Below are 18820 nucleotides of genomic sequence, written 5' to 3' on the forward strand. Positions count from 1 at the left end.
TTTCCTGTTTTTCCATCCCCAACTTTAATCCCTGTAACGGAGGACATTCCGCCTGTGCCTACTATAGGTTAGTTCAGCAAAGGACTCAAGGGTGCATTTCAGAAAACGAGAGGCTTGAACCACTTTCAGCAGGTTATGGTTCTCTCTAAAAAGCTTCGTTTACTTACTTCTCCCCATCTACGCGTTCTTTTGTAAGATTATTAAATACTATATTACATTTTCGACAAATTGTTAATATAAAATACTCTGAATACGCTGTTTAATTTTTTCTTTGCCCAGTAATGAAATCGCCTTAGGCAAGTCAGGACCATGTGTTTGACCCGTGACGGCCGCCCTTATCGGCATAAATAATTTTTTCCCTTTATGACCTGTGCTTTTTTGTACGGCTTTAATCGATTTCTTGATTTCATCCGCGTTAAATTCTTCAAGCCCTTCGATCTCCTGAAGGAAAGCTTTCATGACTTCCGGTACCTGTTCTTCAGCCAGTACTTCCTTAGCTTCTTCCTCGAACACGACCTCATCCTTGAAAAATAGTTCAGATAGCTCAACTATTTCCGCTCCATAGCTCATCTGCTCTTGAAAAAGGGAAACTAGCCCATGTACCCACTCTTCTTCTTCGGCAGTCAGTGTCGCTGAAACCTTCCCGGCTTTAATTAAGTGAGGCATTGACAATTCCACTGCACGATTTCCGTCCAATTGCTTCACATATTGGTTATTCATCCATGTAAGCTTTTGTTTATCGAAAAGTGCAGGTGATTTAGACAACCGATCAGCATCGAATAGATTAATGAATTCTTCCTTCGTGAAAATCTCTTCTTCCCCGACCGGAGACCATCCTAGTAATGTAATGAAATTGAATAAAGCTTCAGGTACATAACCAAGCTCTTCATATTGCTCAATGAATTGAATGATCGACTCATCACGTTTACTCAGTTTCTTCCTGCTTTCGTTTACAATCAGCGTCATATGTCCGAATACCGGCGGTTCCCAGCCGAAAGCTTCATAAATCATCAATTGTTTTGGAGTATTGGAGATATGATCATCACCGCGAAGGACATGGGAAATCTTCATCAAGTGATCATCGACGGCCACTGCAAAGTTATAGGTTGGAATGCCATCTTTTTTAACGATGACAAAATCACCAAAGCCATCTGTTTCAAACGAAACGTCGTCCTTAACCATATCTTTGAAAGTAAGGACCTTCCCAGCTGGAACGGCAAAACGAATGCTAGGCTTTCTTCCTTCAGCCACTAGTTTCGCTTGCTCTTCTTCAGTTAAATGCTTGCACTTCCCTGAATATTTTGGCGTTTCATTACGCTCGACCTGTCCTTCACGTTCAGCTTCAAGCTCTTCTTCCGTACAATAGCATTTATATGCCAAACCCTTATCTAAAAGCTCTTGATACAATTCCTGATAAAGGTCGTTCCTTTCGGATTGACGATATGGCCCGTATTCACCGCCAACATCAACACCTTCATCCCAATCCATACCAAGCCATTTCAAATATTTAAGCTGACTTTCTTCTCCGCCTTCAATATTTCTCTTTTGGTCGGTATCTTCAATACGGATGATGAATTTCCCGCCTTTATTTCGTGCGTATAAATAATTAAATAAAGCAGTCCGTGCATTACCAATATGTAAATGTCCAGTCGGACTCGGTGCATAGCGAACTCGAATATCGCTGCTCATGATATATATAGACCTCCCAGTCGTTCTATTCTATTGTATATATTATCATTTAAATACATTGGGATAAAGGCATCCACTCTAAAAACGAATTTAGTTTGATTTAACCAATAAGACCACAGCCTGTGCCGCGATTCCTTCGCTCCTGCCTGTAAATCCAAGTTTCTCGGTAGTGGTCGCCTTTACATTAATTCTGTCTATCGACTCATCTAAAAGTTCAGCAATCCTGCCTCGCATTTCCTCAATATACGGTGCCATTTTCGGGCTTTGTGCAATGATTGTACAGTCCGCATTGCCTAGGGAATATCCTTCTTTTTTTACAATCGCCCAAATATACTGCAGCAGTTTTGCCGAATCAGCATCTTTAAATTCAGGATCGGTATCCGGAAAATGCTTACCGATATCCCCTGCACCAATTGCCCCCAAGCAGGCATCAGCAACAGTATGCAGAAGGACATCCGCATCCGAATGCCCTAGCAAACCTTTCTCATACGGAATCGTAATCCCGCCAATAATCAAAGGTCTGCCCTCCACAAGCTGATGAACGTCATATCCTTGTCCTATTCTAAACATATCATTCTCCCCAATCATCGTTTTCCATGTTGTTTATGTAAAATCGCTTCTGCAAAATATAGGTCTTCCTGAGTCGTAATTTTAATATTATCATAATTGCCCTCAATAATAACTACCTGTTCATTGATCCGCTCTAGCAAACTTGCATCATCCGTCCCTAAAAACGCTTCCGCTTCTGCCTGTTCATATGCCCTTTTTAATATGGATACACGAAAAGCTTGTGGAGTTTGTACCGCCCACAAGCTTGATCGTTCCACAGTTTCCACTACCTTTTTATTTGCCGCTTTTTTAATCGTATCCTTAACGGGCACTGCAATTACGGCACCTCCATGAAGGGAGGCGGCAGTAGTCAATTCACTGATTTGCCCAAGATTGATAAAAGGGCGGGCACCGTCGTGGACCAGAATGATTTCTTCTCCTGCATGTTGCAGTCCATTATGAACGCTTTGTTGGCGCTCCTTGCCACCCATGACCAGTTTCTTGACCTTTTTAAGTCCATATGCTGCTATCAATTGACTAAAATAATCCTTTTCTGCCGGGTTTATCGAAAGGATAATCCCCCGACAGTCAGGATCTTCTTCGAAGACACGCAGTGTATAAACAATAATCGGGATGCCCGATAGTTCAATAAAAAGTTTATTCTTGCCCGCCTTCATTCTTTTGCCTTGTCCAGCCGCAGGTATCACTACTTCATAAAACATAACGGTTTCTCCTACTCTTCTTTATAATGCTTTTTCTAATAGTTTCGGTTTAGCGAATATCATTCGGCCTGCAGATGTTTGCAATACACTTGTGACAAGTACATCGATGCGTTTCCCGATATGGTCACGGCCACCCTCGACAACGATCATCGTGCCATCGTCTAAATAAGCGATGCCCTGGTTCTGCTCTTTCCCGTCCTTGATGACCTGAACATTCATCTCTTCCCCAGGAAGTACAACAGGTTTAACGGCATTGGCCAGGTCATTGATATTAAGGACCGCCACATTTTGAAACTCGCATACTTTGTTTAAATTGAAATCATTGGTAACGACCATTCCGCCCGATATTTTGGCAAGCTTCACCAGTTTACTGTCCACTTCCTGAATGTCTTCAAAATCCCCTTCGTACATCTCCACTTTAATCGGAAGGTCTTTTTGAATCCGATTCAAGATATCCAAACCACGTCTCCCACGATTCCTTTTCAATGCATCAGATGAATCGGCAATGTGCTGCAGTTCGTTTAATACGAATTGAGGAATGACTATTGTACCCTCGAGAAAGCCTGTCTGACAGATATCCGCAATTCTACCGTCAATGATGACGCTTGTATCGAGAATCTTCAACCGCTTGCTATACCCCTCTTCATCCTCTTCGCTTGCTTCACCGTCAGTATTTTTTTTCTTATTGCTTTTCGTGAATAAATTCAATAGTTCATCACGTTTTTTAAAGCCCACCTGGAAACCAAGATAACCAAATAAAAGCGTAAGGATGATAGGAACCACTGTATTTAAAATAGGAACCTTGATGGCACTAAAGGCGGAGCCAACCAAGAACGCCGCAAGCAGTCCCACTAAAAGACCGACGCTGCCAAAGATTATATCCGTACTTGGTATCTTTACAAGCTGTTCCTCCAGCCACTTCATAAAATAGATCACATGATCTACTGCCCAAAAAGTAATAAGATAAAAGATAATGGCACCCAACAGTACACTTACATAAGGATTGTTTATTAAAGCAATATCGTCTGCATGTAAAACAATTAATAATTCTGGAATAAGTAACATACCAAGTGTTCCGCCGACTATTAAGAAGCATGCTTGTATAATGCGTTTTAACATCCCTTTCACCTCCCTCTACTCATTATTGACCAATAAAATAAAATGAAACCTTCGAAAATTCGTTTTCATTATATACGTTAAATTCACTTAAGGAATTAGTGGATTTACAAATATGAATTCTTCTCTTTTTCGTAATATTAGCCTAGCACCCTGAGTTTTGAGTGTCAAAAATAAACACCAATCAATTTCAGGATAATTCAGGAAAATTTTGAAGGTCAGCTGCACTTTACATCCTTCTATTTGTGACCAGTTGATTTTTTAAAATGCGGAGTCCTTCTTTGATTTTATTGGCCCGGACTTCGCCTATACCCTCCACATCGTCAAGGTTTTCAACCGTTGCTTTATTGACTTCACTAAAGCTTCCGAACTGTTTCACTAAATTTTCGATGATCAAACCCGGCAAGCGTGGGATTTTATGAAGAATACGGTAACCACGGGGATGTACTGACTCATCAAGATGTATGTATCCATGATAGCCCAGCACCTTTAGAAGAATGCTTTCATCCAGTTTTTCCTGCATGGCCAACTCTTGAAGCCTAAAAATGATTTCCTCAGGATTTTCATCATTACTGGAGGTATAATCCTTGATAAGCCATTTCCCTTCCGTTTCAATATCTGCCAGGATTTCATTCATTTGCAAACGGATCAATCTTCCTTCCGTCCCAAGCTCATTAAGGTACGTTAATAGCTCCGCCTTGATTCTGAGCACCATTACATAACGGTGAAATACCTGCAAAAGGTCGGCGTAGGTCACAATTTCCTCAAACTCGAGCGCTCCTAAAACCGATATGCTCTGCTGCAGGACCACCTTGTATTTTTCCAAGGTCTGGATGGCTAAATTAGCCTTAGCAAGTATGACTCCTATATCTTTAAGGGCATACCGGAAATTGCCTTGATATAAAGTGATGACATTCCGGCGTTGTGAAATTGCGACGACCAACGACTTGGTCTCCCTTGCCACACGTTCCGCTGTCCTATGACGCATTCCCGTTTCAGTGGAAGGTGTACTATTATCCGGCACTAATTGGGCATTTGCGAAAATGATCTTATCGGCAGTTTCATTTAAAATGATGGCCCCGTCCATCTTCGCCAATTCATATAATGTGCTTGGGGTACAGTTGCAGTTGATTTCGAAGCCGCCATCTACGATCGTTCGCACCTTCTCGTTATATCCGACGACTATCAAACCACCTGTATTTGCCCTCAGGACATTTTCAATACCCTCCCGAAGCGGGGTACCCGGAGCTACAATTTGCAGAATTTCCAATTTTGTTTTCTCATACCCTTTTTTATCTGTCATACTTAACCCCCTAACGTTTGTTTAAGAGCCTCCGAAACCGATGAAACACCAACGATCTTAATACCTTTCGGCGCGGTCCATCCTCCTATATTATTAGCCGGTATTATAACCCGCTCAAACCCTAACTTCGCTGCTTCCTGCACCCTTTGTTCAATTCGTGAAACCCTTCTTACTTCCCCAGTCAGCCCCACTTCACCAATGATGCAATCGGTAGGGTTTGTTGGTTTATCACGGAAGCTTGATGCAATGCTTATTGCAACAGCGAGGTCAATTGCCGGTTCATCCAGCTTGACGCCACCAGCAACCTTTAAATACGCATCTTGGTTTTGGAGCAGCAATCCAACTCTCTTTTCCAGAACAGCCATTAAAAGCGAAACTCGATTGTGGTCAATTCCCGTGGCCATTCGTCTTGGATTGCCAAAACTCGTAGGTGAAATCAATGCTTGAATTTCTACAAGCACTGGCCTTGTGCCCTCCATGGATGCGACGACTGTGGAGCCCGAAGCTCCTTGCGACCGTTCTTCAAGGAAAATTTCCGATGGATTCGCGACCTCTTCCAATCCATGTTCTTTCATCTCAAAAATACCCATCTCATTCGTCGAACCAAAGCGATTTTTGACCGCACGTATAATTCGATATGTATGGTGTCTTTCTCCTTCAAAATATAATACGGTGTCAACCATGTGCTCAAGCAGCCGTGGCCCCGCAATGGCCCCTTCCTTTGTAACGTGTCCGACGATAAAAATCGCGATCCCGTTCGTTTTAGCAATGCGCATGAGTGAGGCTGTGCATTCCCTCACTTGTGAAACGCTTCCTGGGGCAGATGTAACCTCTGAATGGTATACCGTTTGAATGGAGTCAATAATGACCAAATCCGGTTTTACATCTGTAATTGCCTGTTGGATGTAGTCCATATCGGTTTCAGCATAAACGAATAGATTTTCCGACATGGTCCCAAGCCGGTCCGCTCTCAATTTGGTCTGCTTGACTGATTCTTCACCTGATATATAAAGCACTTTTTTCTGTTTATGCGCCAATTGGGATGATACCTGTAAAAGCAGGGTGGACTTACCGATACCCGGGTCCCCACCAATCAATACAAGGGATCCCTGTACGATCCCGCCCCCAAGAGCACGATTCAATTCCATTAAATCCGTCTTAATCCGTGGTTCTTTTTCTGATTGAATAGTCGTTATGGGTGCTGCCTTCTCCCGTTCCCCGGAACCTCTAACCTCTGAATGGGTAAAAGCGCCTTTTCTAGCTGGTTTAACGATTTCGGTTTCCTCGACCATTTTGTTCCATTCACCGCATCCTGGACATTTCCCCATCCATTTCGCGGACTCATAACCACAAGACTGACACATAAATTTCGTTTTCTTCTTTACAGCCATAAATTACTCCTCTTCCTTTGGAAAAAATATCTATATTAAGGATATTATATCTCTGTTTTATTTAAACCTTCTTAAGGCTAAGTTTTTTAAAAAAATATTCACCCTACTTGTCCCATTTATACTCATATCTACCTATGGATAAAAAACAGAGGTACACTGCAAAAGAATCTGCGTGTACCTCGAAGTTTAGGATCAGGTTATTCACTTACATTAACAGGCTCGCCTTGTCGGATTGCAAACTCATTATTCACGACATCCATTACGACCGTTTGCCCTTTTTTCACGTTGCCCTTAAGTAACTCTTCGGATAGATAATCTTCTACATGCTTCTGAAGCGCCCTGCGGATTGGTCGTGCCCCATATTCCGGATCAAAACCTTCCGTAGCAATTTTTTCTCTAGCCGCATCTGTCAGCTCCAAGTAAATCTCCTGTTCTTTCAAACGGGTAGTAAGCTGATTTGACATTAATGTAACGATTTGTTTCAAATGATCCTTCTCTAATGAGTGGAACACGATAGTTTCATCAATACGATTCAGGAATTCCGGACGGAATGCACGTTTGAGTTCTTCCATCACTTTCCCTTTCATATTTTTATAGTCCTGGCCAGTATCCTGGATGTTAAAGCCGACATACTTATCAGTTTTCAAGGCCGACGCCCCTACATTCGATGTCATAATCAGAATGGTATTCCTGAAATCAACAGTACGCCCCTTGGAATCTGTCAGTCTTCCGTCTTCCAATACTTGAAGAAGAATATTGAAGACATCCGGATGCGCCTTTTCTATTTCATCAAGCAGAACGACCGAGTATGGTTTCCTCCGCACTTTTTCCGTTAACTGACCGCCTTCTTCGTATCCAACATATCCTGGAGGGGATCCAACAAGACGTGAAGTCGAATGTTTCTCCATATATTCGGACATATCGATGCGGATCATGGCATCTTCATCACCAAAAATGGATTCGGCTAAAGCACGGGCCAGCTCGGTTTTACCGACCCCTGTAGGTCCCAAGAAGATGAATGAACCAATTGGACGTTTAGGATCTTTCAAACCTGCCCTTGCACGTCGTACTGCTTTAGAAACCGCAATGACGGCCTCTTCCTGCCCAATAACACGATCATGGAGGATTGACTCCATATTAAGCAGTTTGTCTGACTCTGTTTGCGCCAATTTAGTGACTGGCACTCCCGTCCAGCTGGATACGACGTGTGCAATGTCATCCACAGTCACTTCACTGTTCTCCTGCCCTTGTTTTTCTTTCCAAGTTTTTTTCGTTTCTTCCAATTGTTCTCTTAAGCGTTGTTCTGTATCGCGAAGCGAAGCAGCTTTTTCAAATTCCTGGCTCTGAACGGAAGCATCCTTTTCCTTACGAACATCATCTAACTTCACTTCAAGTTCCTTTAAGTTAGGTGGCGTTGTGTATGAGCGCAGCCTAACCTTGGAACCAGCTTCATCAATCAAGTCAATCGCTTTATCCGGTAAAAAGCGATCGGAAATATAACGGTCTGATAATTTGACTGCGGCATCAATCGCTTCGTCAGTAATCGATACGCGGTGATGTGCCTCATAACGGTCACGCAACCCCTTGAGAATTTGGATGGATTCCAAAATAGTCGGCTCATCGACTTGGATTGGCTGGAAACGACGTTCAAGCGCAGCATCCTTTTCAATATACTTACGGTACTCATCTAAAGTTGTAGCACCGATACATTGTAATTCACCACGTGCCAATGATGGTTTAAGGATATTGGAGGCATCAATGGCACCTTCTGCACCACCTGCACCAATCAATGTATGCAATTCATCGATGAATAAGATGATATTACCCGCCTGACGTATTTCATCCATAACTTTCTTCAATCGGTCCTCAAATTCACCACGGTATTTAGTACCAGCCACTACAGTACCCATATCAAGTGTCATTACGCGTTTATCACGTAAAATTTCAGGTACCTCATTATTGATAATCTGTTGGGCAAGCCCTTCAGCAATGGCTGTTTTACCTACCCCAGGTTCACCGATTAATACGGGGTTATTTTTCGTACGACGGCTTAATACCTCAATGACACGCTGTATTTCCTTACCTCTTCCGATAACGGGATCCAAGCTTCCTTCCCTGGCAATCGCCGTTAAATCACGGGCTAGGCCATCCAGTGTCGGCGTGCTTGCATTTGAAGCGGCTGAACCTTGATGACCACCTGATTCATTGCTGCCCAAGAGTTGTAATACTTGTTGTCGAGCTTTATTTAAACTTACTCCCAGATTATTCAATACGCGGGCAGCTACACCTTCCCCTTCTCGTATAAGACCTAGAAGAACATGCTCTGTCCCAACATATGAGTGACCTAATTTTCTTGCCTCATCCATGGAAAGCTCAATCACTTTCTTGGCTCTTGGGGTATAATGTATCGTTTGAGCCGTATCCTGTCCACGGCCGATTAAATTTTCCACTTCTTTCTGAATCTTTTCCGGGCCCAATCCAAGAGCATATAACGCTTTGGCTGCAATACCATCACCTTCTCGGACCAGGCCCAGTAAAATATGTTCCGTACCAATATTATTATGACCTAAACGGATTGCCTCTTCTTGGGCTAATGCTAATACTTTCTGGGCTCTTTCAGTAAAACGACCAAACATCATAGGGAATTCCTCCTTAAGAATTTTCGTTTTGAATAAAGTTGCTGGCAATTCTCTAAGTAATGGCAGAAGCTTCTTCTTGCTCCATATCTATTACATGAAATTTAATACTCCCTAAAGAGGTCAATGACCTCTATGAGGAGGAATGTTCCGTGAAATTCAAGCGTTCCCGGATGAGTGCTGCTCTACGGATATCCCTTTCATGGGGTCTTAAAGGGCCACCTGCGTACTTTTGTAAAAATCCCGACTGCGTCAAAATCATCAACTCATTTAGAATGCTTTTAGATATATTTTTTATATACCCAAGATCTATCCCTAACCTAACATCGGAGATACAAGTAGCAGCTTCCTTGGTCTCGATGATTCGAGCATTGGACAAAATCCCATATGAACGGAAAATTCTATCTTCTAATTGTATGTGGGAAGTCCTTGCTAATGCATCCCTCGCTGACCGTTCCTGAGCTATGATTTGTTGCACTACACTTGTTAAATCTTCAACGATATCCCTTTCCGACTTTCCAAGAGTAATTTGATTAGAGATTTGAAAAATATTTCCTAACGCTTGACTGCCCTCTCCATAAATCCCTCGAACCACCAACCCCAATTGGTTGATAGCCGGTATGATATTATTCATCTGTTGTGTAAGGACCAGGCCCGGAAGATGCATCATGACTGAAGCCCTTAATCCTGTTCCCACATTAGTCGGACAACTAGTTAGGTAACCTCTTTCTTCATCATATGCATAGTCTATGGATTCTTCAATCCAATCGTCAAGAACATTTGCAATCTTTAAGGTTTCCTTTAGCTGCAACCCCGACATTAAACATTGAATACGGAGATGATCCTCCTCGTTTATCATGATACTTATTTCTTCATTTTCTGAAAGGAGACATGCGCTTTTCGCTGAGTCTTCAACTAAATGAGGACTGATTAAATGTTTTTCAACAAGAACGCGCTTTTCCAGTGGCTGCAATTGGTCAATCTCTAAAAGTTCCAGTTTTCCAATCTCTGGAGTTACTTCCTCTTCGATTCTTTTTTTGACCAATTCAATGATTTTTTTAGCTTCTTCGTTAGAAAAGGAGGTTGGGAAGGTAAAGTCTTTGAAATTCCTAGCCAGCCGAATCCGCGAACTCAATACAATATCGATTTCCGGCCCTTCGGCACTCATCCAGGAACTCAAGGCGTTTTCTACAAACTTTTCCAAGCTCATAATTCCTCGCCTCCCTCTTGTGCTTCATACCTTTTTTCAAGGGAACGAACCTTATCTCTTACCTCTGCCGCTTTCTCAAACTCCTCTTGATCAATGTGGACCTTTAAAACTTCTTTCAAATCCAAAATTTGCTTTCGAAGATATATGGTGCCACCAATCCTTTTTGGAATTTTCCCTATATGTGCTGTATTGCCGCTATGAACCCTCTTTAAAATGGGATTTAACTGTTCATTGAACGTCTTATAACATTCGGCACAGCCAAACTTACCAATATGGACAAATTCTTTATAAGATCGATGACAATGCGGGCAACGCCTCTCTTCCGTTTTGGGAAATGCATTTGCCTTTGTCTGTTGAATATTCGACTCCATATTCAACAATCCTGCTAATAAATTATTTATTGAAAAACCAGGTCCACCTGCATCCATGAACATTTCACCTTTTTCCTGAGCACATTTCTCACAAATCATGACTTCAGTCTTTATTCCATTGATGATTTTGGTGAAGTGCAGGGTAGCAGGCCTTTGATGACATTCTTGGCAAATCAACGTTCATCACCTCTGCCAGTTTCATTTATATTTTAAAGTCGTAAGCATCGCAGTTAAAATTCTTGCCCTAAGCTCATCGCGGTCAGGTAGGTCGATATAAATCACCGATCTATCTATGACGCTCATCATAATCTTTGCTTCTCTTTCATTAATGACGTCTTCATTCATCAGCCTTGAAATTACTCCTTCAGCCATCGATTGAGTTACCCTGGAACCAATAAGCGATAATAATTGGTTGATAAGTTGCACGGAATCCTGTGATTCGACTTTCATGATGCGTATATAACCGCCGCCTCCACGCTTACTCTCTACAACATAACCTCTCTCGATGGTAAACCTGGTATTGATTACGTAATTGATTTGAGAAGGCACACACTGAAATTTATCTGCTATTTCACTTCTTTTAATCTCTAAGATATCTTTTTGACTTATTTCAAGTACTTGCTTCAAATAAGTTTCGATAACATCAGATATGTTTCTCACTCAGCCTCCTCCATTCTGACTTTGACTATATTTGACTATTATTATACAAGGAATAATCCATTTTGCAACTTAAACGCACTTTCTTTCTGTATTATCCATTTTCTCCAAATTATATGTAATTACATACCTCATTGAACATTAAAGTTGAAATATCTTACATAAATACCCTAAAACGATAAATGCAAAACCTGATATTTTTTCTTCTCCTTAAGGTTTCACCACTTGAATTTTGCCCCATTCCCCCTCATGATATTGTAACCAATTCAAATAAGGCCAGCCCTATGCTGTCCCTTGAATTATAAAACCTTTTTTAATTACGAACATCAAAAAAGACCAGCCAGAATGGCTGATCTTTGAAATGGCTTGGCGGCGTCCTACTCTCACAGGGGGAAACCCCCAACTACCATCGGCGCTGAAGAGCTTAACTGCCGTGTTCGGAATGGGAACGGGTGTGACCTCTTCGCTATCGCCACCAAACATGAAAGGAACGTTGTTCCTTCAAAACTAGATAATAAGAAGGTATTTCATTTTTTAAAAAGCGTTGGTTAAGTCCTCGATCTATTAGTATCAGTCAGCTCCACATGTCGCCACGCTTCCACCTCTGACCTATCAACCTGATCATCTTTCAGGGATCTTACTAGCTTGCGCCATGGGAAATCTCATCTTGAGGGGGGCTTCATGCTTAGATGCTTTCAGCACTTATCCCGTCCGCACGTAGCTACCCAGCTATGCCTTTGGCAAGACAACTGGTACACCAGCGGTGCGTCCATCCCGGTCCTCTCGTACTAAGGACAGCTCCTCTCAAATTTCCTGCGCCCGCGACGGATAGGGACCGAACTGTCTCACGACGTTCTGAACCCAGCTCGCGTACCGCTTTAATGGGCGAACAGCCCAACCCTTGGGACCGACTACAGCCCCAGGATGCGATGAGCCGACATCGAGGTGCCAAACCTCCCCGTCGATGTGGACTCTTGGGGGAGATAAGCCTGTTATCCCCGGGGTAGCTTTTATCCGTTGAGCGATGGCCCTTCCATGCGGAACCACCGGATCACTAAGCCCGACTTTCGTCCCTGCTCGACTTGTAGGTCTCGCAGTCAAGCTCCCTTGTGCCTTTACACTCTACGAATGATTTCCAACCATTCTGAGGGAACCTTTGGGCGCCTCCGTTACTCTTTAGGAGGCGACCGCCCCAGTCAAACTGCCCACCTGACACTGTCTCCCACCCCGATAAGGGGCGCGGGTTAGAATTTCAATACAGCCAGGGTAGTATCCCACCAACGCCTCCACCGAAGCTAGCGCTCCGGCTTCTCAGGCTCCTACCTATCCTGTACAAGCTGTACCAAAATTCAATATCAGGCTGCAGTAAAGCTCCACGGGGTCTTTCCGTCCTGTCGCGGGTAACCTGCATCTTCACAGGTACTATAATTTCACCGAGTCTCTCGTTGAGACAGTGCCCAGATCGTTACACCTTTCGTGCGGGTCGGAACTTACCCGACAAGGAATTTCGCTACCTTAGGACCGTTATAGTTACGGCCGCCGTTTACTGGGGCTTCGGTTCAAAGCTTCGCTTGCGCTAACCTCTCCCCTTAACCTTCCAGCACCGGGCAGGTGTCAGCCCCTATACTTCGCCTTGCGGCTTCGCAGAGACCTGTGTTTTTGCTAAACAGTCGCCTGGGCCTATTCACTGCGGCTTTTCTGGGCTATTCACCCTAAAAAGCACCCCTTCTCCCGAAGTTACGGGGTCATTTTGCCGAGTTCCTTAACGAGAGTTCTCTCGCACACCTTAGGATTCTCTCCTCGCCTACCTGTGTCGGTTTGCGGTACGGGCACCTTACATCTCACTAGAGGCTTTTCTTGGCAGCGTGGAATCAGGAACTTCGGTACTATATTTCCCTCGCCATCACAGCTCCGCCTTAATGGAAACGGGATTTGCCTCGTTTCCGGCCTAACTGCTTGGACGCGCATATCCAACAGCGCGCTTACCCTATCCTTCTGCGTCCCCCCATCGTTCAAACGATGTATAGGTGGTACAGGAATATCAACCTGTTGTCCATCGCCTACGCCTTTCGGCCTCGGCTTAGGTCCCGACTAACCCTGAGCGGACGAGCCTTCCTCAGGAAACCTTAGGCATTCGGTGGAAGGGATTCTCACCCTTCTTTCGCTACTCATACCGGCATTCTCACTTCTAAGCGCTCCACCAGTCCTTCCGGTCTGACTTCAACGCCCTTAGAACGCTCTCCTACCATCGACACCATACGGTGTCAATCCACAGCTTCGGTGATACGTTTAGCCCCGGTACATTTTCGGCGCGGAGTCACTCGACCAGTGAGCTATTACGCACTCTTTAAATGGTGGCTGCTTCTGAGCCAACATCCTGGTTGTCTAAGCAACTCCACATCCTTTTCCACTTAACGTATACTTTGGGACCTTAGCTGGTGGTCTGGGCTGTTTCCCTTTCGACTACGGATCTTATCACTCGCAGTCTGACTCCCAAGAATAAGTATTTGGCATTCGGAGTTTGACTGAATTCGGTAACCCGTTGGGGGCCCCTAGTCCAATCAGTGCTCTACCTCCAATACTCTCATCTTGAGGCTAGCCCTAAAGCTATTTCGGAGAGAACCAGCTATCTCCAGGTTCGATTGGAATTTCTCCGCTACCCACACCTCATCCCCGCACTTTTCAACGTGCGTGGGTTCGGGCCTCCATTCAGTGTTACCTGAACTTCACCCTGGACATGGGTAGATCACCTGGTTTCGGGTCTACGACCTCATACTCATTCGCCCTATTCAGACTCGCTTTCGCTGCGGCTCCGTCTTATCAACTTAACCTCGCATGAAATCGTAACTCGCCGGTTCATTCTACAAAAGGCACGCCATTACCCATTAACGGGCTTTGACTACTTGTAGGCACACGGTTTCAGGATCTATTTCACTCCCCTTCCGGGGTGCTTTTCACCTTTCCCTCACGGTACTGGTTCACTATCGGTCACTAGGGAGTATTTAGCCTTGGGAGATGGTCCTCCCTGCTTCCGACGGGATTTCTCGTGTCCCGCCGTACTCAGGATCCACTCAGGAGGGAACGAAGTTTCAACTACAGGGTTTTTACCTTCTTTGACGGACCTTTCCAGATCACTTCATTTACCCCGTTCCTTTGTAACTCCATGTTGAGTGTCCTACAACCCCAAGAGGCAAGCCTCTTGGTTTGGGCTAATTCCGTTTCGCTCGCCGCTACTCAGGAAATCGCATTTGCTTTCTCTTCCTCCGGGTACTTAGATGTTTCAGTTCCCCGGGTCTGCCTTCAGTACCCTATGTATTCAGGTAAAGATACTGTTCCATTACGAACAGTGGGTTTCCCCATTCGGAAATCTCCGGATCAAAGCTTACTTACAGCTCCCCGAAGCATATCGGTGTTAGTCCCGTCCTTCATCGGCTCCTAGTGCCAAGGCATCCACCGTGCGCCCTTTCTAACTTAACCGTTAAAAAAGATCTTACAGATGCTTTGAAAAAAATTAATTGCCTTCTATCTATTATCTAGTTTTCAAGGAACAAAGCAGAAAGAATCCATCACATCGTGATGTTGTCTTTCCTATCTGAATGAATTACTCATTCAAAACTGAACAAAACAAAAGCGCTCTCGTAATTATCCTTAGAAAGGAGGTGATCCAGCCGCACCTTCCGATACGGCTACCTTGTTACGACTTCACCCCAATCATCTGTCCCACCTTAGGCGGCTGGCTCCATAAAGGTTACCTCACCGACTTCGGGTGTTACAAACTCTCGTGGTGTGACGGGCGGTGTGTACAAGGCCCGGGAACGTATTCACCGCGGCATGCTGATCCGCGATTACTAGCGATTCCGGCTTCATGTAGGCGAGTTGCAGCCTACAATCCGAACTGAGAATGGCTTTATGGGATTCGCTTACCTTCGCAGGTTTGCAGCCCTTTGTACCATCCATTGTAGCACGTGTGTAGCCCAGGTCATAAGGGGCATGATGATTTGACGTCATCCCCACCTTCCTCCGGTTTGTCACCGGCAGTCACCTTAGAGTGCCCAACTGAATGCTGGCAACTAAGATCAAGGGTTGCGCTCGTTGCGGGACTTAACCCAACATCTCACGACACGAGCTGACGACAACCATGCACCACCTGTCACTCTGTCCCCCGAAGGGGAAAGCCCTATCTCTAGGGTTGTCAGAGGATGTCAAGACCTGGTAAGGTTCTTCGCGTTGCTTCGAATTAAACCACATGCTCCACCGCTTGTGCGGGCCCCCGTCAATTCCTTTGAGTTTCAGCCTTGCGGCCGTACTCCCCAGGCGGAGTGCTTAATGCGTTAGCTGCAGCACTAAAGGGCGGAAACCCTCTAACACTTAGCACTCATCGTTTACGGCGTGGACTACCAGGGTATCTAATCCTGTTTGCTCCCCACGCTTTCGCGCCTCAGTGTCAGTTACAGACCAGAAAGTCGCCTTCGCCACTGGTGTTCCTCCAAATCTCTACGCATTTCACCGCTACACTTGGAATTCCACTTTCCTCTTCTGCACTCAAGTTCCCCAGTTTCCAATGACCCTCCACGGTTGAGCCGTGGGCTTTCACATCAGACTTAAGGAACCACCTGCGCGCGCTTTACGCCCAATAATTCCGGACAACGCTTGCCACCTACGTATTACCGCGGCTGCTGGCACGTAGTTAGCCGTGGCTTTCTGGTTAGGTACCGTCAAGGTACCAGCAGTTACTCTGGTACTTGTTCTTCCCTAACAACAGAACTTTACGACCCGAAGGCCTTCTTCGTTCACGCGGCGTTGCTCCGTCAGACTTTCGTCCATTGCGGAAGATTCCCTACTGCTGCCTCCCGTAGGAGTCTGGGCCGTGTCTCAGTCCCAGTGTGGCCGATCACCCTCTCAGGTCGGCTACGCATCGTCGCCTTGGTGAGCCATTACCTCACCAACTAGCTAATGCGCCGCGGGCCCATCTATAAGTGACAGCGTAAACCGTCTTTCCATCTTCTCTCATGCGAGAAAAGAACGTATCCGGTATTAGCTCCGGTTTCCCGAAGTTATCCCAGTCTTATAGGCAGGTTGCCCACGTGTTACTCACCCGTCCGCCGCTAATCTCAGGGAGCAAGCTCCCGTCGATTCGCTCGACTTGCATGTATTAGGCACGCCGCCAGCGTTCGTCCTGAGCCAGGATCAAACTCTCCGAAGAAATGTTTGACTTGCTCATTTGCTTTTTTAATAGTGTGTGCTCACTTAAAATTTAACGTTGGCGCTTTGTTTTGTTCAGTTTTCAAAGAGCAATCTCTTTCGGAACAGCTTATTTATAATAACATTTTCTTTACTCTGAGTCAACAACTTTTTAAAACTTTTTAAAAGTTTGTAATCTGTTTGCAACTCGTTCGTAACGACAGATATAAATATAACACCATTACGTTAACTGCGCAATACCTTTTATAAAGTTTTTTCGAGATAATGTTATTTTTCTTTCAAACCCTATAATCCAATCTATTAAAAGACATGAAATTATAATTAAAAAACAAAAACCGAATTGGACTAACCAGGATCAAGAGCTACGCCCAATGATCCCAGCCATCCGAATTCGGCCCTGCAATCAAAACTCATTTTGCTTATATTAGCGATGTCTCATTAGCGGGAATAACAGGACGTCACGTATAGAAGGAGAATTGGTCAATAGCATAACCAAACGGTCAACACCAATTCCCAGTCCGCCAGTAGGCGGCATTCCGTATTCTAACGCCTCCAAGAAATCTTCATCCATTTCATGAGCTTCATCATTACCTTGCTCTCGTTCTTTTAATTGAGCTTCAAAGCGTTGACGTTGATCAATAGGATCATTAAGTTCCGTGAAGGCATTTGCATGCTCCCTACCTACAATGAATAACTCAAAACGATCTGTGAAACGGGAATCTTCCGGATTTTTCTTTGCTAAAGGAGAGATTTCCACAGGATGTCCATAGATGAATGTAGGTTGAATTAACTTATCTTCCACCTTTTGTTCAAAGAATTCATTTACGATATGGCCGAACTCCATGGATTCCTTAATTTCAATCCCATTTTCTTTAGCAAGCTGTTGCGCTTCTTCTTTACTCATTTGAGTCCAGAAGTCCACGCCAGTATATTCTTTTACAGCGTCAACCATGTGAAGTCGTTTCCATTCCGGTTTTAACTCTATCTCATACTCCCCATACTGGATGGTAGTAGTCCCCAAAACTTCTTGAGCTATATGGGCAATCAGGTTTTCCGTTAAACTCATGATATCTTGGTAATCCGCATAAGCCTCGTATAATTCAATCAATGTGAATTCAGGATTATGTCTTGTGGATACTCCTTCATTTCTGAAAACCCGGCCAATTTCATAAACTTTCTCCAATCCGCCAACGATTAAGCGTTTTAGGTGAAGTTCAATGGCAATCCTTAAATTCAAAGGCATATCCAAGGCATTATGGTGAGTAAGGAAAGGGCGTGCAGCAGCTCCACCAGCAACAGAGTGCAATAGAGGCGTCTCCACTTCAAGGTATCCTTGATCGTCCAAATACCGTCTCATGGCTTGTACAATACGACTGCGCATGATCAACGTGTTTTTACTTTCCTCATTTGTAATTAAATCGACATAACGTTTCCGATAACGCTCTTCAACATCCTTTAGACCATGAAATTTATCAGGTAACGGGCGAAGCGCTTTAGCAAGGAACACATATTCTTTAGCTTTAATGGAAAGTTCCCCGACTTTCGTTTTGAAAATAACGCCAGTTACTCCTACGATATCGCCAAGATCGGTTTGGTTGAAAATTTGGTAAGAATCTTCACCTATGTTATCCAAACGGACGTAGATTTGGATTTGACCGCTAATATCCTGGATATGGGCAAATCCCGCTTTCCCTTTTCCACGCTTCGTCATGACACGGCCAGCAATCGTAACCTCAATTTCTTTTTCCTCAAGGTCTTCTTTTTCTAATTCCCCATAGGCACTGACTATCTCCTTAGTTGTATGGGTGCGCTCGAATCTGCTCCCGAAAGGGTCTTGACCATTATCAATCATGGTCTGCATTTTATCGCGTCTTACCTGCAGTTGGTCATTCAATTCTTCATGACTCACGAAAATCATCTCCATCTTTATTAATAAAAGCCTTATATAATTAATCAAAAATTCTTTTGCATACT

11 protein-coding genes, 3 rRNA genes and 1 other annotated feature (1 of these 15 cut by a window edge) are annotated in these 18820 nt (G+C 44.2%); all 14 genes read right to left on the minus strand.

The annotated features are described in order from the left end of the window. Positions 1 to 189, minus strand: a binding site (T-box leader); it reaches 60 nt to the left of the window's first position. 42 nt (positions 190 to 231) lie between these two features. Then, positions 232 to 1689, minus strand: a complete 1458-nt coding sequence (gene gltX / locus BS1321_RS11735; protein ID WP_063235784.1) for a glutamate--tRNA ligase — start codon at positions 1687 to 1689, stop codon at positions 232 to 234. 90 nt (positions 1690 to 1779) lie between these two features. Continuing rightward, entirely contained in the window at positions 1780 to 2259 is a 480-nt protein-coding gene (ispF, locus tag BS1321_RS11740) for a 2-C-methyl-D-erythritol 2,4-cyclodiphosphate synthase (RefSeq protein ID WP_063235783.1), read from the minus strand. A 14-nt stretch (positions 2260 to 2273) separates the two neighbouring features. Beyond that, positions 2274 to 2960: a 2-C-methyl-D-erythritol 4-phosphate cytidylyltransferase gene (gene ispD / locus BS1321_RS11745; RefSeq protein ID WP_063235782.1), complete on the minus strand. Its 687-nt coding sequence runs from the start codon at positions 2958 to 2960 to the stop codon at positions 2274 to 2276. 21 nt (positions 2961 to 2981) lie between these two features. Further along, positions 2982 to 4079, minus strand: a complete 1098-nt coding sequence (locus tag BS1321_RS11750; RefSeq protein WP_063235781.1) for a PIN/TRAM domain-containing protein — start codon at positions 4077 to 4079, stop codon at positions 2982 to 2984. Between the two features lie 226 nt (positions 4080 to 4305). Continuing rightward, positions 4306 to 5379, minus strand: a complete 1074-nt coding sequence (gene disA, locus BS1321_RS11755) for a DNA integrity scanning diadenylate cyclase DisA (protein WP_063235780.1) — start codon at positions 5377 to 5379, stop codon at positions 4306 to 4308. A 2-nt stretch (positions 5380 to 5381) separates the two neighbouring features. Beyond that, on the minus strand, positions 5382 to 6770 hold the full coding sequence (radA, locus tag BS1321_RS11760) for a DNA repair protein RadA (protein ID WP_063235779.1): 1389 nt from the start codon (positions 6768 to 6770) through the stop codon (positions 5382 to 5384). A gap of 197 nt (positions 6771 to 6967) precedes the next feature. Then, complete coding sequence (gene clpC, locus BS1321_RS11765; protein WP_063235778.1) at positions 6968 to 9409, minus strand: ATP-dependent protease ATP-binding subunit ClpC; 2442 nt, start codon at positions 9407 to 9409, stop codon at positions 6968 to 6970. A gap of 130 nt (positions 9410 to 9539) precedes the next feature. After that, positions 9540 to 10616, minus strand: a complete 1077-nt coding sequence (locus tag BS1321_RS11770) for a protein-arginine kinase McsB (RefSeq protein ID WP_063235777.1) — start codon at positions 10614 to 10616, stop codon at positions 9540 to 9542. Further along, on the minus strand, positions 10613 to 11164 hold the full coding sequence (locus BS1321_RS11775; protein WP_063235776.1) for a protein-arginine kinase activator protein McsA: 552 nt from the start codon (positions 11162 to 11164) through the stop codon (positions 10613 to 10615). The genes BS1321_RS11770 and BS1321_RS11775 overlap by 4 nt, the downstream gene beginning before the upstream one ends. 21 nt (positions 11165 to 11185) lie before the next feature. Next, the gene (locus BS1321_RS11780; RefSeq protein WP_048677843.1) at positions 11186 to 11647 is read right to left on the minus strand and encodes a CtsR family transcriptional regulator; all 462 of its coding nucleotides are present in this window, start codon (positions 11645 to 11647) and stop codon (positions 11186 to 11188) included. A gap of 361 nt (positions 11648 to 12008) precedes the next feature. Further along, a 5S ribosomal RNA gene (gene rrf / locus BS1321_RS11785) occupies positions 12009 to 12124 on the minus strand. Positions 12125 to 12188: 64 nt separating this feature from the next. After that, positions 12189 to 15121 (minus strand): 23S ribosomal RNA (locus tag BS1321_RS11790). A gap of 175 nt (positions 15122 to 15296) precedes the next feature. Then, positions 15297 to 16847 (minus strand): 16S ribosomal RNA (locus BS1321_RS11795). The 16S, 23S and 5S rRNA genes sit together here, the layout of an rRNA operon. Before the next feature lie 423 nt (positions 16848 to 17270). Continuing rightward, positions 17271 to 18770: a lysine--tRNA ligase gene (gene lysS / locus BS1321_RS11800; protein ID WP_174524198.1), complete on the minus strand. Its 1500-nt coding sequence runs from the start codon at positions 18768 to 18770 to the stop codon at positions 17271 to 17273. Positions 18771 to 18820 lie beyond the last annotated feature (50 nt).

The organism is Peribacillus simplex NBRC 15720 = DSM 1321 (genome assembly GCF_002243645.1).
GTDB lineage: Bacteria > Bacillota > Bacilli > Bacillales > DSM-1321 > Peribacillus > Peribacillus simplex.